This window comes from Blautia sp. An46 (assembly GCF_002161645.1).
In the GTDB taxonomy this organism is placed as follows: Bacteria; Bacillota; Clostridia; order Lachnospirales; family Lachnospiraceae; genus Blautia; species Blautia ornithocaccae.
In genome coordinates this window covers 45,911-71,216 of record NZ_NFIF01000002.1, presented here as the reverse complement: position 1 = coordinate 71,216, position 25,306 = coordinate 45,911, and the positions used below count along the sequence as shown (strand labels likewise).

23 protein-coding genes are annotated in these 25,306 nt (G+C 44.7%); 1 reads left to right on the top strand and 22 read right to left on the bottom strand.

The genetic code is table 11. The features are described from left to right. Position 1: 1 nt before the first annotated feature. Genes aroB through B5G00_RS02225 form a run of 5 tightly spaced genes read right to left on the bottom strand, consistent with a single transcriptional unit; the run spans position 2 to position 4,779 of the window. Entirely contained in the window at positions 2-1,111 is a 1,110-nt protein-coding gene (gene aroB / locus B5G00_RS02245; protein WP_087268494.1) for a 3-dehydroquinate synthase, read from the bottom strand. A 16-nt stretch (positions 1,112-1,127) separates the two neighbouring features. Continuing rightward, the gene (locus tag B5G00_RS02240) at positions 1,128-1,880 is read right to left on the bottom strand and encodes a YlmH family RNA-binding protein (RefSeq protein WP_087267871.1); all 753 of its coding nucleotides are present in this window, start codon (positions 1,878-1,880) and stop codon (positions 1,128-1,130) included. Between the two features lie 9 nt (positions 1,881-1,889). Beyond that, a complete protein-coding gene (locus tag B5G00_RS02235; protein ID WP_087267868.1) occupies positions 1,890-2,498 on the bottom strand; it encodes a cell division protein SepF in 609 nt (202 codons plus the stop codon). A 17-nt stretch (positions 2,499-2,515) separates the two neighbouring features. After that, positions 2,516-3,241 (bottom strand): YggS family pyridoxal phosphate-dependent enzyme, encoded by a 726-nt coding sequence (locus B5G00_RS02230; protein ID WP_087267865.1) that lies wholly within the window; start codon positions 3,239-3,241, stop codon positions 2,516-2,518. 29 nt (positions 3,242-3,270) lie between these two features. Continuing rightward, positions 3,271-4,779, bottom strand: coding sequence for an HlyD family efflux transporter periplasmic adaptor subunit (locus B5G00_RS02225; RefSeq protein ID WP_087267862.1), 1,509 nt, complete (start codon positions 4,777-4,779; stop codon positions 3,271-3,273). Positions 4,780-4,922: 143 nt separating this feature from the next. Between B5G00_RS02225 and B5G00_RS02220 the strand changes: the two genes are divergently transcribed. Continuing rightward, complete coding sequence (locus tag B5G00_RS02220; RefSeq protein ID WP_087267859.1) at positions 4,923-5,138, top strand: DUF378 domain-containing protein; 216 nt, start codon at positions 4,923-4,925, stop codon at positions 5,136-5,138. A 66-nt stretch (positions 5,139-5,204) separates the two neighbouring features. Here B5G00_RS02220 and B5G00_RS02215 read toward each other — a convergent pair whose 3' ends face one another. The 17 genes from B5G00_RS02215 to mutS all read right to left on the bottom strand — a co-directional run bounded on the left by B5G00_RS02215 (position 5,205) and on the right by mutS (position 25,298). Further along, positions 5,205-5,624: a twitching motility protein PilT gene (locus B5G00_RS02215; protein WP_087267857.1), complete on the bottom strand. Its 420-nt coding sequence runs from the start codon at positions 5,622-5,624 to the stop codon at positions 5,205-5,207. Between the two features lie 167 nt (positions 5,625-5,791). Beyond that, a complete protein-coding gene (locus B5G00_RS02210; RefSeq protein ID WP_087267854.1) occupies positions 5,792-6,796 on the bottom strand; it encodes a D-alanyl-D-alanine carboxypeptidase in 1,005 nt (334 codons plus the stop codon). Next, the gene (locus B5G00_RS02205; RefSeq protein WP_087267851.1) at positions 6,780-7,175 is read right to left on the bottom strand and encodes a methylglyoxal synthase; all 396 of its coding nucleotides are present in this window, start codon (positions 7,173-7,175) and stop codon (positions 6,780-6,782) included. The genes B5G00_RS02210 and B5G00_RS02205 overlap by 17 nt, the downstream gene beginning before the upstream one ends. Further along, on the bottom strand, positions 7,172-8,302 hold the full coding sequence (locus B5G00_RS02200; RefSeq protein ID WP_087267848.1) for an FtsW/RodA/SpoVE family cell cycle protein: 1,131 nt from the start codon (positions 8,300-8,302) through the stop codon (positions 7,172-7,174). Before B5G00_RS02200 ends, B5G00_RS02205 begins: the two co-directional genes overlap by 4 nt. Positions 8,303-8,349: 47 nt before the next feature. After that, on the bottom strand, positions 8,350-8,610 hold the full coding sequence (locus B5G00_RS02195; RefSeq protein ID WP_242971253.1) for a cell division topological specificity factor MinE: 261 nt from the start codon (positions 8,608-8,610) through the stop codon (positions 8,350-8,352). Positions 8,611-8,628: 18 nt separating this feature from the next. After that, positions 8,629-9,420, bottom strand: a complete 792-nt coding sequence (minD, locus tag B5G00_RS02190) for a septum site-determining protein MinD (protein ID WP_087267845.1) — start codon at positions 9,418-9,420, stop codon at positions 8,629-8,631. Positions 9,421-9,465: 45 nt separating this feature from the next. Continuing rightward, the gene (locus B5G00_RS02185; protein ID WP_087267843.1) at positions 9,466-12,366 is read right to left on the bottom strand and encodes a penicillin-binding transpeptidase domain-containing protein; all 2,901 of its coding nucleotides are present in this window, start codon (positions 12,364-12,366) and stop codon (positions 9,466-9,468) included. After that, entirely contained in the window at positions 12,351-12,884 is a 534-nt protein-coding gene (mreD, locus tag B5G00_RS02180; RefSeq protein WP_087267840.1) for a rod shape-determining protein MreD, read from the bottom strand. Before mreD ends, B5G00_RS02185 begins: the two co-directional genes overlap by 16 nt. Continuing rightward, positions 12,885-13,742: a rod shape-determining protein MreC gene (gene mreC / locus B5G00_RS02175; RefSeq protein WP_087267837.1), complete on the bottom strand. Its 858-nt coding sequence runs from the start codon at positions 13,740-13,742 to the stop codon at positions 12,885-12,887. A gap of 25 nt (positions 13,743-13,767) precedes the next feature. Continuing rightward, positions 13,768-14,757, bottom strand: a complete 990-nt coding sequence (locus B5G00_RS02170) for a rod shape-determining protein (RefSeq protein WP_087267835.1) — start codon at positions 14,755-14,757, stop codon at positions 13,768-13,770. A gap of 24 nt (positions 14,758-14,781) precedes the next feature. Beyond that, positions 14,782-15,468 (bottom strand): RadC family protein, encoded by a 687-nt coding sequence (radC, locus tag B5G00_RS02165; RefSeq protein WP_087267832.1) that lies wholly within the window; start codon positions 15,466-15,468, stop codon positions 14,782-14,784. Positions 15,469-15,546: 78 nt separating this feature from the next. Then, positions 15,547-17,154: an NAD(P)/FAD-dependent oxidoreductase gene (locus tag B5G00_RS02160; protein ID WP_087267829.1), complete on the bottom strand. Its 1,608-nt coding sequence runs from the start codon at positions 17,152-17,154 to the stop codon at positions 15,547-15,549. Positions 17,155-17,158: 4 nt separating this feature from the next. Beyond that, a complete protein-coding gene (locus B5G00_RS02155; protein ID WP_087267826.1) occupies positions 17,159-18,373 on the bottom strand; it encodes an NAD(P)/FAD-dependent oxidoreductase in 1,215 nt (404 codons plus the stop codon). A gap of 11 nt (positions 18,374-18,384) precedes the next feature. Continuing rightward, entirely contained in the window at positions 18,385-19,674 is a 1,290-nt protein-coding gene (locus B5G00_RS02150) for a methionine gamma-lyase family protein (protein ID WP_087267823.1), read from the bottom strand. After that, positions 19,674-20,618: a tRNA (adenosine(37)-N6)-dimethylallyltransferase MiaA gene (miaA, locus tag B5G00_RS02145; RefSeq protein ID WP_087268488.1), complete on the bottom strand. Its 945-nt coding sequence runs from the start codon at positions 20,616-20,618 to the stop codon at positions 19,674-19,676. The genes B5G00_RS02150 and miaA overlap by 1 nt, the downstream gene beginning before the upstream one ends. Before the next feature lie 9 nt (positions 20,619-20,627). Then, positions 20,628-22,616 carry a DNA mismatch repair endonuclease MutL gene (gene mutL / locus B5G00_RS02140; RefSeq protein WP_087267820.1) on the bottom strand — a complete coding sequence of 663 codons (1,989 nt, stop codon included), beginning with the start codon at positions 22,614-22,616 and terminating at the stop codon, positions 20,628-20,630. 6 nt (positions 22,617-22,622) lie between these two features. Further along, entirely contained in the window at positions 22,623-25,298 is a 2,676-nt protein-coding gene (gene mutS / locus B5G00_RS02135; RefSeq protein ID WP_087267817.1) for a DNA mismatch repair protein MutS, read from the bottom strand. Between the last annotated feature and the right edge of the window lie 8 nt (positions 25,299-25,306).

Here is a 25,306-nt window from a genome sequence, read left to right as displayed (position 1 = left end):
GTCATAGTACCTCCCGGTTTTCCAGCCGGATGCTTTCAATGGCCTCCAGCAGTTCTTCATCTGTCACTCCGGTATCCACCACAGCATATCCCGGTTTTTCCATGAGAACAAATTTAATATGTCCTTTTTCCATCTTTTTATCAGATTTCGTAGTATCAAGGATATCCTTTGCAGACAGTCCTTCAACTGCCAGAGGAAGGCCAAATAATTTCATCTGCTCTGCTGTCTCAAGGTACTCTTCATTGGAGAGCAGTCCCTTTTTTCTGGAAAGCCAGGCAGAAGCCATACATCCCACAGCTACACACTGACCATGAGGCATAGTAAAGTCTTTCAGTTTTTCTACTGCATGTCCCACTGTATGTCCCATATTCAGCACTGCCCGCTCCCCTTTTTCCGTAGGGTCATTTTCCACCACAGTTTTTTTGATCACACAGCTCTGATAAATCATCTCCTGACAGGTCTTATCCTCTCTGGAAAGGATTTCCCCACTGTGTTCTGTAAGCCAGCTGCTGTACTCCCGGCTGCGGATCAGACCATGTTTAATAACCTCACCCATGCCGCAGGCAAATTCTCTGTCAGAAAGAGTCTTTAATGTGGCAACATTCATATACACCAGCAGTGGCTGATGAAAAGCACCTACCATATTTTTATACTGTTTGAAATCAACTCCTGTTTTCCCGCCTATGCTGCTGTCTACCTGGGCCAAAAGGGTGGTTGGAATCTGAATAAAATCAATCCCACGAAGATAGGTGGCAGCGCTGAAACCAGTCATATCGCCTACAACGCCTCCTCCCAGAGCAGCCAGAAGATCTTTCCTGTCAAAATGATTATTTATAAGAAACTCATAGATTCCCTGTATTTCTTCCAGGTTTTTATTTTCTTCTCCGGCAGGAAGGATATAAGAGTAAATCTCTCTCCCTGTTTTTTCCAGCTCTTTCTTTACCGTCTCCAGGTAGAGTGGAGCCACATGACTGTCTGTCACGATACAGAGCCTTTTTCCACGGTTCTCCAGGCTTTCAACTTCTCTGCTCAGACCAGAAAAGTCACTATAAAAGGTAATCGGATAAGTAAAATCTCCCTCTCTTTTTACCAGCAGTCTCTGTTCTGTCATATCCTGTTCCTCCCATTCAGACATAACGGTATAAAATTACATGATACCGGTTCTTCTTTGTTTTATTGGTCACAGACCCAAATTGAAATTTTCCTTTTCCCCGGACGGATACAATATCTCCGTCCTTGATCCCATAGCCGTTAGAAACCACGCTCTTCCCATTTACAAAAACCTTTCCTCCTTCTATCAGTCCCAGAATGCTGCTTCTGGAACTGCCAAAAGCCAGAGCAATTACACTGTCCAGCCGTGGAGAAGCTACGGTTCCTGAGATTTCTTCTCTTTTAGGTGAAGGAAGAGGCTCTTCCTGGGAAAGTCTCCTGGCCTGCACAGAAGTATGACGGATACGCACAAGCTCCTCTGTGAGAAAGTCCGCCATAGATTCGCAGCAGAAAATATAACCGCAGCTGTCGTCCAGAAGGATATCTCCTGTTTTGCTCCTCTCAATGCCCAGATTCAAAATAGCCCCCAAATAGTCCCTGTGAGTCAGCTCCTCAGAAAATTTCCTGTTCAGAGGCTGGACCTTTATACATGCAATAGGATATGCCTGCTCATAAGAAAGAGCATCAGGGACGAATGCCGCCATCTGACGCTCCGCTGACTCATAGCCTCCGAAGGTTTTTACCTGGACTCCTGTATCTCGAAAGGAAAGGCTGTGAAGTATATTCTGCTGGTTCAGGTCGAGAAAATCGGAAAAGGTAAGAATGCCTCTGTAATAGGCCTTCTTACCCAGTTCCATCATACGTTTTTCAAATAATTGGTCCTTTTCCATAGCTGTTTTTTAAAATCCTTCATACATAGATGCTGACCCGGCTATATCATTTAAGATTTCCTGAGAGTCTCCGGTTATGTCCACACCTTCTGGAGTTAGAATAAAGATATAAGAAGACACTTTCTTGATATTTCCTTCAATAGCGTAGCTTGCTCCGGCAGTGAAATCAATAATATGCTGAGCCAATGTAATATCCAAACCCTCCAGGTTCAGGATAACTGTGCAGTTATCAAGAAGGGCATCTACAATCTCTGTAGACTCGTCAAATTTCTTTGGTTTGATCACACATACTTCATTAGAAGAACCTGCCGATGAACCGGATGTTTTCTTCTTAACACTATACATAGGCGTCACCTTACTTGAAGAATTCTGGGTTTTTGGCTGCTTTACGGTTTTTGTTGCTGCTGATGTTTTCTTCTCTTTCTTTTCTTTTTTAGTATTCTTTACAGGCGGAAGATCATCGTCCAGATCATCATCATAATCATCTTCCAGTTTTTTAAAGAATCTTTTCTTTGGCTTTTCGTCTTCGAAATCGTCATCTGCTTCATCTAAGAAATCGTCATCATCATAATCATCATTCACCTTAACTGCATCCAAAAATTTATCTAAAAAACTCATATTCCAATCTCCATTTCCTATTCTTCTATATTATAATTTCTTTCTCCGAAAATGCCTGTTCCTCTTTCTCCGAAAATGCCTGTTCCTACACGTACGTGGGTGGCACCTTCTTCGATGGCGACTTCATAATCACCAGTCATGCCCATGCTGAGGACATTCATAGTAACATTATCAAAGTTTTTCTCTCCAATGTCAACACTTAATTTTCTTAAATTTCTGAAAACGCCCCGGTTTTCCTCTGGATCATCCACGTAAGGAGCAATTGTCATAAGCCCCTTTACTTTTATTCCGGGAAGTTTTGCGACTTCCTGAACAAGGGAAGGGGTCTCCTCTACAGAGACACCGAACTTGCTCTCTTCACCGGCTACATTAACCTCGATAAGTATATCTGCAGTAATCCCATGTTTTACAGCCTCTTTGCTGATTTCTGAGGCCAGCCTGAGACTGTCTACAGAATGGATCATACAGGCTTTATCTATCACATATTTTACCTTATTTCTCTGCAGATGGCCGATCATATGCCAACGGATATCTTTCGGCAAAACTTCCTCCTTGGCCGTCAGCTCCTGGACCTTATTCTCACCGAAATCGCGAACTCCTATGGGGAGCAGTTCTTCGATCATTGACACCGGCTTAGTCTTACTCACTGCGATCAGTGTTACCTCATCTCGGTTTCTGCCGGCTCTTCTGCAGGCAGCTTCTACTTTTTCTTCTACAGTTCTGTAATTATCACAGACGCTCATTTTCTCTACTTCCTTTCTCTGTCAGTACATTAATTAGAACCGGAATACAAAATTTCTTCCTCGCTCACAGTGCTTCCGTCACGGGCGATATAATCAAAAGCTCTCAGCCCATAGGAAGTACCTTCTTCCACTATGCAATATTCCTCATTCTGATCCAGTATTTTAATCTGCCGGAAAACGGCATATCCCTGGTTGATATTATAAGCACCCTGAAGATTATCTACCTGTCCTACAGTAAAGGTTTCCCCGGAGTCTGGCTTGATCAGTATGTCTCCCTCATTCAGGGTATCCTTATCTACATAGCACAGGCCACCGGAGGTATCTTGGGTATTTTCAGTTATCTCATTTCCCTGAGCATCCACCTGTCTGTATATGGTAGCATCTATAAATTCTGAAGAAGAAGAGTCTCCTGAGCCTATCTGTTTTAAAAATCCCTGGGTGTCTCCATTATCTCCCTGGGTCAGGAAATCCAGTGGAACCGTATAAAATTCTTTTTCCACAATAGAGCTTACCGGAATTTTCAATCCGCTCTGAGTATTAATAACCAGCTCTACTTCCAAAAAACGGTCTCCTGCATAGCGGGTCATTCCATTTATCAGTTCAATTTTTGCCACCTTCTGGCTGCCAATATTCACAATAGATAGAGAACCGTTCTGGCTCTCCCCGTCTTTGACAAATTTTACCTGTATGGATTCCCTTCCTGCCAGAGCAGCAGCCATCTGGTCTGTAAGAGGTACCATCAATGTCCAGTTTTCGCTGGTAATCAGCTTATAAACCGAATCTCCAGTCTGTATCTCATTGCCAGTAATCAGGTTTTCCTTCTGATAAGCCATCTGATTAAAGTCTTCCTCCACCAGACTATCCGCGGTTTTATTCTCATATCCGTCTGTTGAATATACCACAATTCCCGCCTCTGGCGCCGTATATACATCCTGATTTCCAATCGAAATGCTGTTTCCTGTAACTGCACTTCCGGCTACAGAATCCGTGTTTTCCCCTTCCTCTGAAGAAGCAGTCTGGCTGTCTTCGGATGTCTGTGTAGCTTGGGAAGTTTCCGCCTTTGCGGCCTGAAGTATCGTTCCCCTTACCTGATATTTATAACTGTAAGTATCGTAAAAATTATTACTGTTGTAAGCATAGGAAAACTGCTCCGCACTGGAACGAACCTCTTCCATTTGTTCGTCCGAAAGGGCCACAGCTGTATTTTCCTGCTGTTCATTTGAAATACTGTATACGGAGCCGTCCTTACGTACCTGCATGCCTTCGGTAGCATAATATTCGATATATCCGGAATTTTCTGCAGTAATCACCTCTTCGCTGCGCAGTGCCAGAGCAGTGCAGACAGGATTCTTAGTCAGCGGGCCTGTAGTAACCTGATAAGTAGTTACATGGCTGGATGTAGCATAAAGTACCACAGTAATGATCATGTATAAAAGCAGAGCTCCAAACATGATAGTGCTAATATTAAACGTCAGCAATTTTCCAATAGATGTAAAAAAATTTTTGACAGTTCCTGAGAACTTTTTCTTGCCTGACAATAGAATTCTCCTTTTTTATTCTCTAGATGTTCTATAGACTATCTTACATTTTACCATTTTCAATAAAGAATCACAATAGAATTTTTTCGTATAAAACCATGGTCTGTGGAAATAATACACAGTGATAAAGGAGGCAGCAAAATATGAACAGTAAATTTTTAGACTATACCGCTCTGATCATAACAATTATTGGTGCGGTTAACTGGGGGCTTATCGGCTTCTTCCGATTCAATTTGGTAACTTTTTTATTTGGCGATATGACCTGGATTTCCAGGATCATTTATGCGCTGGTAGGAATCTGCGGTCTGTATCTCCTTAGCCTTTTTGGAAGGATTTCATCATTTTCTGAAAATAATTAAGACCGCAACAAAGCCGCCCCAAACGGGGCGGCTTTCAACCGTGTTTACATATGAAATCGAAGCGGTTTATAAGGAAATCAAAACCATGTTCTGTGCACTTTCCGGTAAGTCCTCTTTATTCTTTGAAAGACTTACAATAAAGGAAACTCCGTATTTCTTTCCCATTGTATCCAGACGATCCAGAACCTCTCCAAGTTCCCCATCCTCAGCTTTTGAAATCTTTAAAAAGCTGTCCAGAAACATCTTTTCAAGGTCATTATCCTGAGACACTACACCGGATATGAACCCGAGAAACTCGCTGCTATTCTGGATGTCATATTCTGACATATCAATGAGACGTACCTTATTATTCAACTCATACATGTGCTTTCTGCTTTTATCCAGATAAACAAATGTACCGCTTGCTTCCTTTACCTCTTTATTTACTTTGTCCAGAAGTTCTTTTGTTTTTCCTTTACCTTTTTCTCCTACAATTAACTGAACCATCGCAATTTCCTCCTTAGCCGCACGTAATATGTATTTTTACTAAAAACGTGGTTATCGTTGAGATAATTATAGTGCATATCATTCAAAAATACAATGGTAAAATCAAAATTTCCAGCATTTTTTCTTATAGCAGGAAATTAGCGGGTACCTAGTCTCTGTACAGATATTCAGCCACCCAGTTTTTCCATCATCTGTTCCATTCTTTCATAGAGATTCACCTGACTGTCTGTATTCAGCACAATGACTACATATGGATTGCCATAATTGTCCTGGACCAGAAGAGCTGCATAGTTGTTTTCCGCCGCTGCATTCATCTTTCCCCCCAAAACAGTTACTCCTCTGGGAGATGAAGCAGTACCTGTCACATAAAGGTTGTCTGAACTCAGCCATTGCTGTTTTTGCTCACCATCTGCCCGGCTGTAGTCCAGGGTATAACTGGACAATCCAAGAGTGTTTGTAAGGTCAGGATGTTCCAGTATTGCGTTGAGAAGAAGATAGGTATCATAAACTGTGGTATATTGCCCTTCCTCATCGGTTCCCGCAGGATCTGTATAACTGGTGTTTGTCATACCCAGTTCTTTTGCCTTATTATTCATGCTCTCTACAAAAGCAGACGCACTTCCCGACGCAGCTCTCGCCAAGGCCAGGCAAGCATCTTCTGCTGAATATACAGCAGCCGCATTTAGCAGCTGTCGCCCACTGATTACATTCCCTACAGACAGGCCACAGGTACGGTCAGCTCCATAGGAGATATCCTCCTGCTCAATCGTAACGCTGGAGTCCATGTCAAGTGTTTCGTAGGCTATCAGGACTGTCATAAGCTGGGCCAGTCTTCCTGCTGACTTCTGTTGATAAATATTCTGAGAAAAAGGAATCTCGCCATTTCGTATATCAAAAAGGCCTGCCATCTCTCCCTCCTGGGCATCTACTCCATCCAGAGCATTATTACTGGCTCCTACACATAGATTCTCAGCTATGCCTTCTGCCACCGTGGAAGATTCCTGTACAGAAGTTCCGAATATACGGGCGCTTCTGGAATAGGGCAGAGGCTCGTTAATCTGTCCTCCACGGGTAAAGAGCACAAGGGCAATGATTCCCACAAGGAAGAAACCTGCAAGGACTCCTATCAGAATAAGAGTTTTCCTGACCTTTTTATTATTTATACATTTCACGCCAGTCCATCTCTCCTCTTCCCAAAGAGCGAATCATCATCTCGGCAGTTGCCAGATTTGTTGCCAGGGGAATGTTATGGGTATCACACAAATGAAAAATCCTTTTTACATCGGGATCATGCTTCTGAGGCGCCAGAGGTTCTCTCAGATAAATGACCAAGTCCATCTCATTTTGTTCGATCAATGCTCCCAGCTGCTGTTCTCCTCCCAGATGTCCTGCCAGAAATTTATGGACCGTCAGATTAGAGGCCTCCTCTATCAGCCTGCCGGTGGTTCCCGTAGCATAAAGTGTATTTCTGGATAAAATATTCCTGTAGGCAATGCAAAAATTCTGCATCAATTTCTTCTTTGAATTGTGTGCGATCAATCCGATGTTCATGATTCATCAACCTCCCTGTATTTTTTATATCTTTGAAGCCCCACATTAAGCACCAGTCCCATTCCGATATACAGACTGACCATGGAGGTCAGTCCATAGCTGACAAAGGGAAGAGGAGTACCTGTGTTAGGCAGGATATTTGTGACAACTCCTATATTGATAAAGCTCTGTATTCCGATAAGGGCTCCCATGCCGCAGCATATAAGCTTTCCCGACAGGTCCTTTGCTCTTAAACTTATCCTTATGCATTCAAAAATAATGAACAGCAGAAGCAGGATAATAGCCGCACAGCCAATAAAGCCAAGCTCCTCCCCTGCCACAGAAAAGATAAAGTCTGTCTGGTTCTCAGATACAAAATTTCCATTATTTGCAGAGGAGACCTCATTGTTATTCAGGCCCTTTCCTGTAAGCTGTCCGGAACCAATAGCCATTACAGAGTTTTCCTGCTGAAGGACGGAATCTGAATATTCATCTTCTTCAGAATTCAGAAAGGACATGATCCTGTTTCTCTGATAGTCCGGTATCAGTGACTGATTGGGCTGCATAATAATAAACAGAAACACGATCACAAGCGGAATGACCACCAAAAGCCCTCCTCCGATGATCTTATAACTCAGTCCCGCCATATAAATAATCATACAAAACAGTATAACAATTGTAAGTGTATTTTTCAAGTCTGGCTGGATGTAGATCAGGGCCAGAGGAACTGCCAGAAGGATAATAGATTTTACAATTGTCCTCAGTGTATTTAAATCCTCCTCATGCTCCATAAAAAATCGGGCAAAGAACAGGATAATGACGATCTTTGCCAGCTCTGTAGGCTGGAAGGTGAAGCCTCCGATGCTGATCCAGCGGGTAGCTCCGTTTGCATCGTTTCCGAAAAGCCGGACTGCAAGAAGAAGTAAAATATTCAGGAAATAGATCACCCAGGAAAAATTAAGTATCCAGCTGAAGTCCATCAAAGAAACGACCACCATAGCTGCCAGTCCCAGGATCAATCCCATGAGCTGTCGGTTCTGAAGGGATGCATCTGCACTTCCTACGAGGAGTACGCCTATGGTACTCAAAACAACAAGAGCGATTACCAATCTGAAATCATAGTCACGTAATTTATATAGTCTAATCATGAAAACACCTTTTTCTTATGGTTGCTTATCGATTTATTGCTTAGTTATTATCTCCAGAAGGACATTCCCGGAGAGGATTTTTCTATATCACTCTGGAGAGGGATCTTTATCAGAAGCGTACTGCGGTCTTTTACATAACGGATTTCTACCTTTTTATCCTGAACAGTAAAATACTTATCCACAGCTCTTATCATATCGTTTTTCAGCATGGTCATCATTTGCGGCGTACAGTCAAGCCTTTCTGATGTAAGAAGAAGCCTGAGGCGGTCTTTTGCAATAAGGCCGGAACGTCTGCCTGGAAATCTCATAATACCCATGCCTCCCTCTTATGATCTTCTGAAAATTTGAGACAGTCTTTTCATAACTCCTGTTTTTCCCTGAAAATCTATGAGAGGCACTGCCTCTCCGGAAATCCTTCGGCAGATATTTTCAAAGGCCTGTCCTGAAGGAGAATTTTTTCCGCACAGAGGTTCTCCCTGATTGGTGGCTACCACTACTGCCTCATCATCTGGTATGGCTCCCAGAAGGTCTACAGCAAGGATTTCTGTCACATCTTCTACGGACATCATTTCTCCCCGTTTCACCATATCCATACGCAGACGATTGATGATCAGCTGTATCTTTGGCATTTCATTTGCCTGAAGAAGGCCGATGATCCTGTCAGCGTCCCGGATAGCAGAAACTTCAGGTGTTGTAACTACAATAGCGCTGTTGGCCCCGGCAATGGCATTTTTAAATCCCTGTTCAATTCCTGCAGGGCAGTCCAGCAGGATATAGTCAAATTCTTCCGAAAGGTCCTCTGTAAGTTTTACCATCTGTTCCGGGGTAATGGCAGTCTTGTCTTTTGTCTGGGCTGAAGGAAGAAGATACAGGGTATCACACTGCTTATCTCTTATCAGGGCCTGCTTCATCCGGCAGCTGCCTTCGATCACATCGATCAGATTATAGACAATCCTGTTTTCCAGCCCCAGGACCACATCTAAGTTTCTAAGGCCGATGTCAGTATCTACTACTACCACTTTTTTATTCATTTTTGCAAGCCCCAGCCCCAGATTTGCCGTTACCGTGGTTTTTCCTACTCCGCCCTTTCCGGACGTTACTACAATAATCTCACTCATACCTCATCCTCCTGATATTTTCCTTTTATGCATCTCTGGTATTTTTTAATCCGTCTGTGCGGTGGATATGTTATCTGTGTTTGCAGTACCGGAAACAATTTCCGATTCATCTTCCAGATTGTACATATAGCTGAAAATATCATTTGCAACAGATATCGCATTTCCGGAACTGTATCCGTAAGAAATACGAACAGCCATGGCAACTTCCGGGTCCTCATAAGGAGCAAATCCGATAAATAAACCATGGGAAGGCCGTGATAAATCTTCCTGCGCAGTACCGGTCTTTCCTGCCACGGCAACATCCAGGGAGCTTAAAATAGGATTTCTTGTAGCCACTCCCCGCATACCTTCATGAACAGTGCTCCAGGTACTGTCTGAAACATCCAGATCACCTTTTATTTCCGGTGAGTAATCTTCCAGAACATTGCCGTCTGCGTCAGTAACTTTATCAAAAAGGGTCAGATCATAACTGGTCCCCCGGCTTGCAATAGTGGTTACATACCTGGCAAGCTGCGATGTGGTATACTGGGCATTACTCTGTCCGATAGCAGAACGGACTACATCTGCATCTGCCAGCTGAGGCTCTGATTCTTCTATTTCCAAACCTGTTTTTTCATTCAGGCGGAACATTTTAGCATATTTGTTCAAAGTTTCCAAACCAAGTGAATCTGAAAATTCACCGTTGGAATCTGTTCCCAGGTCATAAGCAACCTGTCCGAAGAAATCGTTACAGGAGTTTGCGATACCGCTTACAACACTCATATAGCCATGTCCATAAATATTGGCACAGTTCACAAAATCTGATGAATTTGGAAAATGGAAGGCGCCGTCACAGACCACACCATAATTACTGTCAACGATTCCCTCTTCAATACCTGCTATAGCGGTGACAACTTTAAAAGTTGAACCGGGGGCTCTTGTCTCCTGGGTGGCCTTATTATATAAGGGCCGTGACAGGTCTTCCAAAAGATGGTTATAGTAGTCTGAATCCATATTATTGGCCAGACGGTTATTGTCATATCCAGGATAGGTAACACAGGCCAGCGTCTCTCCGGTCTTAGGATCTGTAACCACTGCTGAACCATAACAGGGATCCAGAGCCAGTTGAGCCGGTGTAATTTCCAGACTGGTGATCTTCTGGATCATAAAGTCATATGCTCTCAGAGAACCGGATGCAAGGGAATTGTAGGTATTCTCATCCTGTTCCAGCACTCCCTGATCATAGAGAAGCATACAAAGCTGTGTGCCGGAGATCATGTCGGACTGGAGCATATATTTATAAATAATCTTTGAAAATCCCTCATCATCACTGAGAGATTCTGTCAGATATTCTGACAGGGCCGTATATACTTCTGAAGAAGACAGATACTCTCCTTCCGCAGAAAACCTGGAAATATCAATCCAGTTTTCTCCTGCAGCATAGGTAAGGAACTCTTTTAAACTGATGGTTCCGTTCTGCCATGCCTTATATACAGAGTCAGAAACGTCAATGGCGCCTTCAGATAGAATTCCGGTATCCTGTATTAAAAAATCACTGACGATATACTGCTGGTACTCCTGCATCTCCTCAGACAAGTCCTGGAAAGCAGTCGGATTTTCACTGGTCAGCTCTGAGCTGATCTCCGAAAACACCTGTGACTGTCGCTGCTGGAAGAGGCTGTACACCGTCTGTTCCAGGGTAGTTGCATCTTCTGCAGAAAAATGTCCGATATCCAATACGCTGTTTTCAATCAGCGCATAATATACATCGTAAATGGGGGTTTTGATTTCTGCAGTATCCATTCCCTCTACATATTCAAAAGTCTTTGTATTAACAATATTCTCCACAAGGATTCCGGCGATTTTCTGTTCCAGAACGTCATAGACCACCTTCTGCAGATCCTTGTCAATGGACAGATACACATCATTTCCTGCCACCGGGTCTACTTTGGAATTCTCATTTATATCCAAAATCTTACCCAGCCGGTCTACGACCACTTCCTCTGAGCCATCCTGTCCCCGAAGCTGAGTCTCCATGAGCTGTTCCACCCCGGATTTTCCGATGATCGCATCGGTGGAATAGTCATCATATCCCTCTTCTTCCAACGCCTCCAGCTCTTCTGCAGAAGCTTTTCCGGTATATCCGATGATATTTGCGAAATATTCCGCATCGTCATAAACGCGGATGGAATCCTCTTCAATATCCACACCCTGAAGGCTGTCCTTCCGCTCCATGATCTCTGCCACAGTATCTTCACTGACATTTGTGGCAATGGTCACAGGGATATATTTCTGGTAACTGTTAGTAGATAGAATATAGCGGATTTTTACCACTTCCAGAGTCTCCTCTGGAGTAAAACTTTCAGGGAGCTCATGATCAGAAAGTTCCTGAGCAGTGTAGGGGCTCTTATTGTTTACCAAGGCGAATCTTTCTTCACTGCACATATAATCCATCAGCTCTTGAGCAGTAGCATTGAGCTCATCCTCTTCCAGGCTGTCAATTTCTGCTTCCCCATATACGTCTGCTTTAAATCGGTTTAATGTAAACCCGCTGGCAGTATATACGTATTCTCCGTTATCATCCAGATCGATATAGAAACTGATGTCTGTGCTTTCTTCGTGCTTCTGAAGAATCTGCAGCAGTTCATAGGCCACATGGTTCAGCGTAAGATTTTGCTCTCTGGTAGTATCATAAGTTCCGTTATCTTCCAGAGTGACTGAATAGGAAAGCTGATTATAGGCAAGAAGCTGTCCGTTTCTGTCTCTGATATTCCCTCTTGTACTTTTGATGGTCCTTTCTCTGGTAATACTCAGATTAAAATTATCTGCATATTCCTGTCCATGTATGATCTGGAGAGAAAACAGTCTCTGCAGAAGAATGGCAAAAAGTCCGATGAATAAAAGAGTCAGTACCGTAGTTCTTCTAAGCCCTATACGTTTAATGAATTTTTTTATTTTCTTAACCAAAAGGAATCTCTCTCTTTCATTTCCAGTGCTGTAAGTTTTTTGTTAAGTATAAAAAGCAGTTTGTACAAAATCACTGTGATCAGTACCGTATAGATTGCCTCCGGGATAATGATTCTCCGAATGTAAAAAAACATATCCGTCCTGCCCCGAAGGAGAAATTGGAATCCATATACGGCCAAGCCGTAAAGAACGTCCCCCACTGCCACTAAAAACATGGGAACGCGGATTTCCTCGTCATAAAAAATCTTCATGCAGCATCCGGCACCATATCCTATGCAAAGATAGATCAGTGCATAAAAGCCCAGAAGATTTCCATAAAAGATATCTTTCAGAATTCCGCAGAGGAAACCGGTCCACATCCCGGCAACCTTCCCCCGCATAAATCCGAATGAAATCGTAACTATCAGCAGCAGATTCGGCACGATAGAGCCAATAGCCAGCCCCTGAAAGACAGTTGTCTGTAAAATAAAGCAGACCAGGATCACCAGGAGATAAACAAGTTTTCGCCTAATTCTCATTTACGAATCCCCTTTCTGCTGCTTTAATTCTTTGATTACCAGGACTTCACGAATATGTTCAAAATCCACAACCGGTGTAAGGGTTCCTGTTTTTGTAAGGTTATTCGGGTCTTCTTCTACCTCGCTGACATAACCGATCAGGATACCCGGGAGAAATTTTTCGCTCACGTCAGATGTAACGATCTTTTCGCCCTCCTGTATCCGGTCTTCGTCATCCTTCAGGTGGATAAACTGAAGTTTTCCTTCGTTAATAAGCCTGAGGTCTCCTGCCACGATACATCTGTCTGAGGTACTTACCGTCATTGCACTGACATTGCTGGAATCATCAATAATGGATCTGACCGTAGCCCAGTTATTTCCTACTTCTGTCACAATACCTACTAGTCCGCCTCCTGCGATTACATTACAGTCCACCTGGACTCCATTATCGGTTCCCCGGTTAATAGTAAAGGTAGAAAACCAATTTTCATCGTCCATGGCAATGACCTGAGCCGCTACCTTATCATACTCACTGTACTGCTGATCCAGGGAATAGAGTTCCTGAAGGCGATCCAGTTCATCCAGGTCCTGCGTAAGCTGACTGTTCTGTTCCGTAAGCTGGTTCACCTTCTCCTGGAGCTGCTGATTTTCTTCCACCAGCTGCTGTTTACTCTGTAGGCCTGCAGTAGCTCCGTCAAGAGCCTTTCCAATACTGTTGATCCCGTTCTGGAAAGGTATGATGGCATAGCCTATTACATTCTTTACAGGGCCCACAGGCAGATTTACCGTAGCCGCCAGAGCCATCAGACTGATGCAGATCAGAATCATGATGACCAGAATATGTTTGCTTTTTATCACCCAGTTAAATTTTTTCTTCATTCTCAAAACCTCAGCTTTATACTTGTTATCTCACCCATTTTCTCAATGTACGGTTTCCCATGATCTCTTTCAGTCCACAGACTGTACAAAATTCAAAGTAATCGGAAAGCCGGATTTTCTGCCCTGTCTCCTGTTTCAGAAACCATTCCATATCCGGGATCCTGCTGGTACCTCCAGCCACAAAGATTCCCTGGTCCTCGATATTATGGCGTATCTGAGGAGGTATTCTCTCAAGAAAGAACTGAATCTCTTCACATATCTTTCTTACAGGAGCCAGGATAGTCTCATGAATCACATCGGAAGGAACGATTTCCTCTCTGGGAAGGCCGCTGAGACTGTCTACCCCAACAATCTTTCTGGCTTCCATAATATCCTCGCCAAGATAAGCCAGAGAGAATTTCAGACGGCGGGCTGTCCGGTTTCCAATGTGGAGATTATAACGTCTCCGTACTTCATTGACAATTCCGTCATTAAGCTGTTTTCCTCCGATGTCCAGCATCTTGCTCACCACTACCCGTCCCTGTTCGATTACGGATATTTCCGTACTCTGGGCTCCCATGTTAACGATCATAGTGCCTTTTGTATGAAGGATCGGTATTCCTAAAGCCACTGCATCTGCAATGGTTTTGTCTACCATATAAATTTTATTTTTTCTGTTGGAATTTCCAATGGTATAATAGGCTCTCCTGTCGATTTCAGAAAGATCGGAAGGTATAGCAAGATAGAGGCTGTACCCTAACAGAGCCTGGGCATCTGTCTTTTCCAGCAAAGCCTTTAAGACCATCTCTGTATGATTGATATCTGCGATTTTTCCCCCAAGGACAGGAGAAATCACAGACACATTAGACGGATTCTTCTCAAAAATCTCATATGCGTCATTTCCCACAGCCAGGATCTGGTCCTGATTGCGTATGGCTATCATGTTTTTTTCCGCTATAATAGTATCCTGGTGCTGGGAATATATTTTCACAGCGCTGCTTCCCAGGTCTACTCCAAACGCTTTATGCAACGGCATCTTCATGCTCCCCTTTTTCTATCATTAAAAAATCCCCCGTTGGCGAAAACTCAGGAATCTATGATCACCAATGATAATATGATCGATCAAAGGTATTCCCAGAATATCCCCTGCTCTGGACACCCGTTGTGTAAAATCCAGGTCTGCCCGGCTGGGAGCCGGATCTCCGCTGGGATGATTATGTACCAGCAGGATTCCCACTGCATGGTAGGAAACTGCCGCCAGAAAAATCTCTCTGGGGTTTACCAGAGAACTGTTTACCGTGCCTTTAAAAACCATTTCCTCCCCCAGAAGATGGTTCTTTGTATCCAGCATCATGCAGATCAACATCTCCTGTTCTTCATGACGAAGTCTCTCCATATAATATTCTGCTATCGTCTCAGGCTGATTAAAGGAAAGCCCTTTTCTGGCTGTAGCCGTGGCGATTCTTTTGGACAGTTCCCCGATACATTTAATCTGAACTGCCTTTACTTTTCCCACGCCCTTTACAGACTGGAGCTGAGTCAGACTTAGCTGATACAGTCCCAGAAGGCCTTCTTTGTCTCTGGAAAGATTTAAGATTTCATCTGCCATAGCCACAGAAGGACATCCCTTTGTACCTGTACGCAGCAGCACAGCTAAAAGCTCCCCGTCACTCAGGGAGCCGGCTCCTAAACGCAGGCACTTCTCATAGGGTCTGTCCTCTTTTGCCATATCCATTATTTTCTTCATTTTTTCGCTGCGATACTCTCTTCGGCATATAGTTTTCGCAGGTTCATTGTAGCACAGTTTGAAAATGATGTATATGCCTTAAAATAAATTTCTGATTTTTTTCACAATTGCTTCTCCTGTTTTCAGGCCGTCCATGGCTGCGGAAGTTATGCCTCCTGCATAGCCAGCGCCTTCTCCGCAGGGATAAATGCCTTCCACATTACATTGGAAACTGTCATCTCTTGGAATCCTCACTGGTGAGGAAGTACGGCTCTCCACACCGGTAAGAACCATGTCCTTCCGGTCAAAGCCGGGAATGATCTCTCCGAAAGCCTGAATCCCCTCTATCAGTGTCTCGCTGATCTGATCAGGAAAAAGTTTTCGGAGATTGGAAAAACTCCATGCCCCCTTGGTACAGGGCGTCACCTGACCAAGGACTGAGGAGTCCTGATTCTGGCAGAAGTCTCCGTAAAGCTGAAGAGGAATCTTTCCCTGCCCCAGATTCCAGGCTTTCTCTTCCAGCTCCCGCTGAAACTCCACACCAGCCAAAGGTCCCGAACCGGGAAAGTCTTCCGGAGTTACCGTTACGATCAGAGCGCTGTTGGCATTTCGGCTGCCTCTGTCGTGATAACTCATACCGTTAACTGCCAGTCTTCCCGGCTCTGAGGAAGCATTGACTACATAGCCTCCAGGGCACATGCAGAAACTGTAAATCCCTCGTCCGTTTTTTCCCCGGTGGGTAAGCTTATAGGACGCAGCCCCTAGATTTCCCGGTTCTTCTTTGCCATACTGGTAAAGGTTGATCATGGTCTGGGGATGTTCTGCTCTAAGTCCTACAGCAAAAGCCTTGGGCTCCATATTGATATTTCTTTTTTTCAACAGGGAAAAAGTATCTCTGGCACTGTGGCCTACTGCCAGGACTACGAAAGGCGAAAGGATTTCTTCCTGTCCGTTGACCACTACACCCCGGACTTTTCCTTCTTCTATAAGCAAATCCGTTACTTTGCTCCGGAACCGAACCTCTCCCTGGTGTTCTTCAATATAATTCCGGATATTCTTTACGATTTCTACAAGCTGGTCTGTTCCCAGATGAGGCTTCTGCACATATAAAATCTCTTCCGGGGCACCTGCTCGCACAAAAATATTCAGCACCTCAGTATTCCTTCCCTGGCTGTCCTTTACCAGGGTATTCAACTTTCCGTCAGAAAAAGTTCCTGCTCCTCCTTCTCCAAACTGCACATTACTCTCTGTGTCCAGGTCTCCTTTTTCCCAAAAGCAGCTTACCTTTTCCAGACGTTTATCTGCATCATCTCCCCGTTCCAAAACAATGGGACGCAGCCCTGCGCGTGCAAGATAATAAGCGCAGAAAAGGCCAGCCGGACCGCTGCCTACGATTACTGGCCGGCAGGATTCCAGGTTTTTCATGCTGAGACCTTCCGGTGCTGTCAGATATAAAAATTTTTTCTTTTTAGTTAACATAACGTTATTACTGTTAACTTTTTTCAAAACCTTACTTTCTTTTTTCACTGACGCATCAATCGTGTATACAAAATACAGTTCTGGTTTTTTTCTGGCATCCAGAGACTGCTTCCGGATTTTCCAGGACTGAAGTTCCTGGGGAGATATTTTTAAAGTTTTTAATATTTTTTTCTCCAGATCTTCTCTGGTATGGGAAACAGGCAGTTTTATCTGCTGTAAAGTCAGCATGAGCTCAACTCCTCTCCTGTAAAGTTTTTCTGATATTCCGAGCAGCGCTTCTCCCTGCCAGGGCTCCTGTAGTCCAGGCCCACTGCAGATTGTAGCCTCCACAGATACCGTCTGTATCCAGAATCTCTCCTGCCAGATACAGCCCCGGCACCTTTCTGGATTCCAAAGTGTCCGAATAGACCTCTGAAAGAGGCACGCCTCCAGAACATACCTGAGCCTGCTCATAGGATTTTCCGCCAGTAATCTCTATCGGAAATTCCTTGATTTTTTCCGCCAGCTTTGAGATATCCGGCTTTCCCGTCATCAGCGCCTCTGCCAGTTTCTCCGGCAGAAGACCTATCAGAAGTTGTTTTACAGACTTATAAGGGCATTGTTCCTGTCTGGCTCTGAGGAAAGCCGCCAATCCCTCCCGGTCAAAGTCCGGAAGAAAATCCAGAAGAAGGGTTACCTTAAGCCCCTCTTCTCTCAGACGCACTGCTCTGCCGCTGACCTGAAACACGGGAATGCCTGAAACTCCATAATCCGTAAGCTGGATTTCTCCCTGGGCCTGGTCAAAAATATGGTTCTCCGCCAAAAGAGAAACTCTCCCTTCTGTGCGGACTCCTGCCCATTTAGAAAACCAGTTTCCTTTTCCCTTTAAAGGGACCAACGCCGGCAGAGGCGGTATAAGGCTGTGGCCCAAATTTTTTGCCAGTTCATATCCGCTGCCGTCTGCTCCCTGTATGGCTGAGGCCCGTGAGCCTGCAGCCAGGATTACTTTGTCTGCCGGATAGCTCCAGGTCTCCGTAACCACCAGGAACCCTTCTCCTTCTTTTTTGATATCTTTTACATGCTCTTTGCATTTAATCTTTACCTTTCGGTATCTGGCTTCCATTTCCAGCAGATCCCGCACACTGGATGCCTGCATACTGGCCGGATAGAGATAGCCTTCTCTGTTTTTCGTATAGACGCCGATCTGAGAGAAAAAGCGAATAGTATCCTGGAAAGAAAATCCCTGGAGGATCTCCCAGGCCAGATTCCCTGAAAGGCTGTGATAGCAGGAAGGCTCTTGGCAGGTATTGGTGAGATTACATCTTCCATTTCCTGTAGCTAAAAGTTTCTTTCCTGTTTTTTCATTATGTTCCAGAAGAGTGACCTCTCCTCCTTCTCTGGCCGCCATAATAGCCGCCATCAGTCCGGAAGCGCCTCCTCCGATGATACAGATTTTTTTTCTTTCCATAGAAGCTCCTATTATTCAGGAAGAGTTACCAGTTTCTTATCCACAAGCTTCTGAAGAGACATGAGGATTCCCAGCTTGGCGTGATACCAGGTCAGTCCTCCCTGGAAATATACCGTATAAGGAGGCTTGATCGGGCCGTCTGCCGACAGTTCAATGGAAGAACCTGAAACAAAGGCTCCTGCTGCCATGATCACATCACTATCGTAGCCAGGCATAGCCCAGGGTTCCGGCTCTACATAGCTGTCCACCGGAGCCGCTGCCTGGATTCCCTTACAAAATTCAATAACCCCTTCCGGTGTTCCGAAAGTCACTGCCTGGATAATATCATGACGATCTTCTTTACTGTCCGGAGTCACTGCAAATCCAAGTCTTTCGTATATATTCGCCGCAAAAATAGCTCCCTTTAAAGCTCCGGCAGTCACAGAAGGAGCCAGGAAAAAGCCCTGATAAAAGGCTGAATTCACGCCCAGACTGGCGCCTACTTCCTTGCCAAGGCCTGGACAGGTAAGCCTGTAAGCAGCGTTTTCCACATATTCTTCTTTTCCTGCAATATAGCCTCCAATAGGAGCCAGGCCGCCGCCAGGGTTTTTAATAAGGGAACCCACCACTAAGTCGGCCCCAACGTCGCTGGGTTCCAGCCTTTCTACAAATTCTCCGTAGCAGTTGTCTACCATACAGATCACATCTGATTTGATCCCCTTAATAAAGGAAATCAGCTCTCCAATCTGCTCTACGGAAAAGGTAGGACGGGTCAGATACCCTTTGGATCTCTGGATTTCCACCAGTTTTGTGTTTTCATTAATAGCTGCCCGGATTCCATCATAATCAAAGGTTCCGTCTTCCAGAAGCTCTACCTGACGGTAAGTCACGCCATACTCTGCCAGAGAGCCTTTCGATGGCCGTATACCGATAACCTCCTCCAAAGTATCATAGGGCTTTCCTACTGGAGAGAGAAGCTCGTCTCCAGGACGGAGATTTCCTGCCAGAGCCACTGCCAGAGCATGGGTGCCGCAGGCCAGAAGAGGCCGCACCAAGGCAGACTCTGTGTGAAAAGTATCTGCATATACAGCTTCTAAAGTATCTCTTCCCATATCATTATATCCGTATCCCGTAGAAGGATACAGGCAGGCTTCACTGACTTTATTTTTCTGCATGGCATGGAGTACCTTAAGCTGGTTGTACTCCGCAGTTTTATCAATTTCGTCAAAGCGGCTTTTCAGTTCTTTTTCTATTTTGTCTCCATAAGCCAGCACCTGAGAACTGATGCCCAGTTCCCGGTACATTGCTTCCATTTCACCCATTACAGAATCCCTCTTTTCTTACAGTTTTCCAATATATATTCTAAAATTTTCTTATCATCATAATCAAAATCCGGCTTATTCACCCAGATCACATCCTTCTCCCTGCGGAACCAGGTAAGCTGGCGTTTGGCAAAATGCCGGGTATCTCTTTTCAGCACATAAACGGCTTCTTCCAGAGAATATTCTCCTTCCAGATAAGCCAGGATTTCTTTATAGCCCAGTCCCTGCATGGATACCATATCCCTGGTATATCCCATCTGTGCCAGACGGCGGACTTCTTCTACCAGCCCTTCATCCAGCATCTGGTCCACCCGCCGGTCAATCTTCTCATACAGTCTTTCCCGGTGGTCATTTAAGACAAAGTAGGCCGTATTATAGGGAGAAACCTTTTCTCCTTCTCTTTCATTATGAAGAGAAATCTTTTCCCCGGTCAGTTCGTAATATTCCAGCGCCCGGATAACCCGTTTAATATTATTGGGATGGATTTTTTCGGCAGATTCCGGGTCCCGCTGGGCCAAAAGTTCATGGAGATATTCCCCTCCCTTTTCCTGGGCAAGGTTTTCCAATCTTTCTCTTACAGAGGATTTTTCCGTATCCTGAGAAAAGTCAATATCCTTTACCACTGCCTGAATATAAAATCCCGTTCCTCCTGTAAGGATAGGGATTTTCCCTTTGGAATAGATTTCTTTCATAGCTTCTTGGGCCATTTCCTGAAAACGGACTACATGAAATTCTTCATCCGGCTCCAGGACATCGATAAGATAATGGGGGATACCCTCCATCTCTTCCTTTTTTATCTTGGCGGAACCGATATCCATGTGCTTATATACCTGCATAGAATCTGCAGAAATAATCTCACCCTCCACTGCCCTTGCCAAAGCAATGGAAAGGCTGGTTTTTCCTACTGCTGTAGGGCCTGTGAGAACGATCAAAGGCTTTTTCAAAAAAATCACCTACACAATTCTTTTAAATTTCTTTTCCAACTCGTATTTTGTCATAGATATGATCGTGGGCCTTCCATGGGGACAGTGATAAGGATTTTTCAGTCCCAGCAGCTCGTCTATAAGTCTGTCCGCCTCTTCAAAGGAAAGGGTGTTATTTCCTTTTACCGCCGCTTTGCATGCAGCCGTGGCGATCCTGCCCGCAATAATATCCAAAGGCTGTCTGGTATTTTCATTTTCCAGGCTGTCCAGAATCTCTACGAAAAGTTCCTGAACGGAAATCCCGTATATATTTGCGGGAACTCCGTGAATACTGTACTCTCTGCCGCCAAATTCTTCAATCTCAAATCCGAATCTTCTAAACACCTCCATATGGGTCTTTAAAAGCATATCTTCCTGGAGGTTCAGAGAAATTACCTGAGGAGGAGACACCATCTGGGTAGTCACCTCCCGGCTTTCAAATTCTTTCATAAACCTCTCATAAAGAACCTTTTCATGGGCAGCATGCTGGTCAATAATATAAAACTTGTTGTCAAATTCTACCAGCCAGTAGGTCTCAAAAAGCTGACCGATGATCCTGTGCCGGGTCCTGGCTTTTTTCGATAACAGACGGTCATCGAAAAGCTCCATCTGCTGAGGGGCCGGCTGAGCCTTTTTCAGTTTTTCCTCAGAAGTCAGTAAAGCTTCTTTCAGAGAGGGGGTCGGCTTCTCCAGCGTTTTAGAGATTTCCGGAGCCGAATCAGCAGGAGGAATCGGAGGCACCGTGGCAATCCGGATTCCTGAGCTGGTCCTCTCCTCTTTTGTATTTGGAGAAATTCTTTCTTGTTCCTCTTTATCAGAAGTTCCGTAAGAATTTCTTTCTTCCCTTATCTGCTGGGATAAAGCTGCCTGTTTTTTTCGAAATCCCGTTTCAAAAGGCTCCGGTGCAGGGCTCTTTATCTGGTTCTTTTTTTCTGCTTTCTGAGCCTCTCTCTTCTCCTTCTGGCTTTCCAGCTCCACCTGAGGAATCATTTCTCGTCGGGACAAAGTCTGGGTGATCATATCATAAGTAGCGTTGTACACAGCCCCCTGGTTCTGAAACCGGACTTCCATCTTTGTTGGATGGACGTTTACATCAATCTCCTCTCCGGAAATGGTATATTGAAGACACACAAAGGGATACTTGTGCTGCATCATATAAGGCTTATAAGCCTCTTCAATGGCTTTCATCAGGATTTTGCTCTTTACGTATCTTCCGTTAATATAATAATTTTCAAAATTTCGATTTCCTCTGGAAATCACTGGTTTTCCAATAAATCCCTCTATCAAAATTCCCGGACGTTCAAACCGGACTTCCAGCAGCTCTCTGGTAATATCTCTGCCGTATATCCCATAGATGACGTCTTTCAGGTTGGAATTTCCTGAGCTGTGGAGACGCATCTGTCCATTTACCATATATTTAAAGGAAATGTCCTGATGAGAAAGAGCAAGCTGTTCCATATAGGCACTGACATAACCGGCCTCTGTCATAGCTGTTTTTAAAAATTTGGCTCTGGCAGGGGTATTAAAGAACAGGTTCCGTACCAGCATGGTAGTGCCATTTGGGGCGCCGATCTCTTCCAGAGATTTTTCTCTGCCCCCTTCTATAAGGTACCGAACGCCTGTCATGGCCTCCGAAGTCTTAGTGATCACTTCCATCTGAGACACGGCAGAAATGCTGGAAAGAGCCTCTCCCCGAAATCCCAGAGAAGAAATCTGAAGCAGGTCCTCCACCTTCTGGATTTTACTGGTAGCATGACGAAGAAAAGCCATAGGTACCTGGTCTTTAGGAATACCATTGCCGTTGTCTGTAACACGGATAAAGGAAATACCGCCTTCCTTGATTTCCACAGTTACTGCCGTGGCTCCTGCGTCAATGGCATTTTCCACCAGCTCTTTTACCACGGAAGCTGGCCGCTCAACCACTTCTCCTGCTGCTATTTTATCAATTGTATTCTGGTCTAATACTGCAATTTCTTTCACAATTTATCACCATCTGTTTTTCAGCTTATTCTGGAGCCGGTACAGTACATTTAAAGCATCTACCGGACGCAGCTCATCAATTTTAATAGATTTCAGCTCCTCTAATACATCGTCATCCTTTACCGTATCAAAAAGAGAAATCTGTTCCATGTCTACCTCGTCATAGTGAACCGGCTGTTTGAGCTTCGTTTTCTTTCCCTCCGAGGCAATATCTTTCACCGTAGCGGTGATATCCGCACTGACCAGTTCTTCCACCAATTCCTTGGCTCTGTTAATAACTGAATCTGGAACTCCCGCCAATTTAGCCACCTGGATACCGTAACTTTTATCTGCACCGCCTTTGACGATCTTACGCAGGAACACAATGTCATCTCCCCGCTCTTTCACGGCGATGCAGTAGTTGTTTACTCCCGGCAGCTTTCCTTCCAGTTCCGTCAGCTCATGATAGTGAGTGGCAAAAAGAGTCTTGGCGCCTAAAAGCTTTGGATTGCTGATGTGTTCGATTACAGCCCATGCAATGGACAGACCGTCAAAAGTGCTGGTGCCTCTTCCAATTTCATCCAGGATCAGCAGGCTTTTTGCAGTGGCATTCCGCAGGATATTGGCTACCTCTGTCATCTCCACCATAAAAGTACTCTGACCACTGGCAAGATCATCAGAAGCTCCTACTCTGGTAAAAATCCGGTCTACAATACCGATATTTGCCTTACTGGCCGGTACAAAAGAACCAATCTGCGCCATCAAAACAATCAGTGCCGTCTGACGCATATAAGTGGACTTTCCTGCCATATTGGGGCCTGTAATCACAGATATCCGGTTCTTTCCGTTATCCAGATAAGTGTCATTAGGAATGAACATGTCATTGGTGATCATCTTCTCCACTACCGGGTGGCGTCCGTCCTTTATGTCGATAATGCCTTTCGTATTAATCTTTGGCCGGACATATTGATTCCTGGAGGCCACCAATGCCAAAGAAAGATAGGCATCCAGCTTTGCAATAGCCCGGGCAGTTTTTTGGATACGTTCCACTTCCCCGGCAATCATATTTCTTATCTCAGCAAACCGGTCATATTCCAGAGCATAAAGCTTGTCTTCCGCCCCCAGGATCATATCCTCCAGTTCCTTTAGCCGGGGAGTAATATACCGCTCAGCATTGGTCAAAGTCTGTTTTCTCGTATAATAATCCGGGACCATATCCTTAAAAGAGTTGGTCACTTCCAGATAATAGCCAAAAACTTTGTTGAATTTAATCCGCAGGTTTTTAATTCCTGTTTTCTCTCTTTCCTCTGCCTCCAGTTCAGCCAGCCATGTTTTTCCCTTGGTCTTGGCCTGACGGAAATCATCAATTTGATGATCATAGCCGTCTTTGATGATCCCGCCCTCTTTCATAGCCAAAGGAGGATCTTCTACAATAGCCTTATCCAGGACCTGGTACAGATCCTGGAGCTCGTCCATATCTTCATAGACTTTCTGCAGCTCCTCGCTCTGAAACTGGGCCAGAAGCCTGCGGATATGGGGAATCATCCCTATAGAAGTCTTAAAAGCGATCAGATCCCTGGGATTGGCAGACTGATAACTGACCCGGCTGATCAGACGCTCCAGGTCATAAACCGGCCCCAGATATTCCCGTATTTCTTCCCGGTCCATTTCCTGACGATTAATTTCCTCTACGGCATCCAGACGCCGGTTGATCGCCTCCTGCTCGATCAAAGGCTGCTCAATAAAAGACCGAAGCATCCTGGCTCCCATGGCGGTTTTGGTTTTATCCAGCACCCAGAGAAGAGACCCTCTTTTTTCTTTTTCCCGCATAGTCTCTGTCAGCTCCAGGTTTCTCCTGGTAGAGCTGTCGATCAACATATACTTATCCGTGATATAAGGCGTGATCTCCCGCATATGCTCCAGAGAAGTCTTCTGAGTCTCCAGAAGATAAGTGAGGAGAGCCCCTGCCGCAATCACTGCACAGTCATAGTCCTTCAATCCAAGCCCTTCCAGCGTACCCACATGAAAATGTTCCTTTAGCGTCCTGTCACACAGGTCATCATCAAAATACCAGTTATCCAGAGCCGACACAGATATATGGAGCCGGTTTCTCAGCTCTTCCAAATCCACGCCGCTCATGCAGAAAGCCTCGTTGCAGATTATTTCCGCCGGGGAAAATTTGTAGATTTCATCCAGAAGATTCCGAAGCTTCTCTACTTCTGTAACCATAAACGCTCCTGTGGTCACATCTGCAAAAGCAATCCCAAAGCGGTTGGAGATATAGGCTACAGACATAATATAATTATTCTTTGTCTCGTCCAGTGCCTGGGTGTAGAGATTTGTTCCCGGAGTAACTACCCGGATCACTTCCCGCTTTACAATGCCCTTGGCTTTTTTAGGGTCTTCCACCTGCTCGCAGATAGCTACCTTGTAGCCTTTCTCCACCAGCCGGTTAATATAATTGTCTGCAGCATGAAAGGGGACGCCGCACATGGGCGCCCTCTCGGCCAAACCACAGTCCTTTCCCGTCAGGGTTAACTCCAGCTCCTGGGATACGGTTTCTGCATCCTCGAAAAACATTTCATAGAAATCGCCCAGACGATAAAATAAAATACAGTCCTTATATTCTTCTTTTGTCTTTATATAGTGCTGCATCATGGGGGAAACCACAGATACATCCACTTCTTTTATTGAAATTCCCATTCTGCCTC

Excerpts from the sequence above, each read along its gene's own strand:
- B5G00_RS02200 (WP_087267848.1), bottom strand. The coding sequence starts at position 8,302 with ATGATTAGACTATATAAATTACGTGACTATGATTTCAGATTGGTAATC.
- mreD (WP_087267840.1), bottom strand. The coding sequence starts at position 12,884 with ATGAGAATTAGGCGAAAACTTGTTTATCTCCTGGTGATCCTGGTCTGC.
- B5G00_RS02170 (WP_087267835.1), bottom strand. The coding sequence starts at position 14,757 with ATGCCGTTGCATAAAGCGTTTGGAGTAGACCTGGGAAGCAGCGCTGTG.
- mutS (WP_087267817.1), bottom strand. The coding sequence starts at position 25,298 with ATGGGAATTTCAATAAAAGAAGTGGATGTATCTGTGGTTTCCCCCATG.
- B5G00_RS02195 (WP_242971253.1), bottom strand. The coding sequence starts at position 8,610 with ATGAGATTTCCAGGCAGACGTTCCGGCCTTATTGCAAAAGACCGCCTC.
- B5G00_RS02155 (WP_087267826.1), bottom strand. The coding sequence starts at position 18,373 with ATGGAAAGAAAAAAAATCTGTATCATCGGAGGAGGCGCTTCCGGACTG.
- minD (WP_087267845.1), bottom strand. The coding sequence starts at position 9,420 with ATGAGTGAGATTATTGTAGTAACGTCCGGAAAGGGCGGAGTAGGAAAA.
- B5G00_RS02160 (WP_087267829.1), bottom strand. The coding sequence starts at position 17,154 with ATGCTGACTTTACAGCAGATAAAACTGCCTGTTTCCCATACCAGAGAA.
- B5G00_RS02235 (WP_087267868.1), bottom strand. The coding sequence starts at position 2,498 with ATGAGTTTTTTAGATAAATTTTTGGATGCAGTTAAGGTGAATGATGAT.
- B5G00_RS02230 (WP_087267865.1), bottom strand. The coding sequence starts at position 3,241 with ATGAGCGTCTGTGATAATTACAGAACTGTAGAAGAAAAAGTAGAAGCT.
- B5G00_RS02205 (WP_087267851.1), bottom strand. The coding sequence starts at position 7,175 with ATGAACATCGGATTGATCGCACACAATTCAAAGAAGAAATTGATGCAG.
- radC (WP_087267832.1), bottom strand. The coding sequence starts at position 15,468 with ATGAAGAAAATAATGGATATGGCAAAAGAGGACAGACCCTATGAGAAG.
- B5G00_RS02215 (WP_087267857.1), bottom strand. The coding sequence starts at position 5,624 with ATGGTTCAGTTAATTGTAGGAGAAAAAGGTAAAGGAAAAACAAAAGAA.
- aroB (WP_087268494.1), bottom strand. The coding sequence starts at position 1,111 with ATGACAGAACAGAGACTGCTGGTAAAAAGAGAGGGAGATTTTACTTAT.
- mreC (WP_087267837.1), bottom strand. The coding sequence starts at position 13,742 with ATGAAGAAAAAATTTAACTGGGTGATAAAAAGCAAACATATTCTGGTC.
- B5G00_RS02150 (WP_087267823.1), bottom strand. The coding sequence starts at position 19,674 with ATGGGTGAAATGGAAGCAATGTACCGGGAACTGGGCATCAGTTCTCAG.
- B5G00_RS02220 (WP_087267859.1), top strand. The coding sequence starts at position 4,923 with ATGAACAGTAAATTTTTAGACTATACCGCTCTGATCATAACAATTATT.
- B5G00_RS02240 (WP_087267871.1), bottom strand. The coding sequence starts at position 1,880 with ATGGAAAAGGACCAATTATTTGAAAAACGTATGATGGAACTGGGTAAG.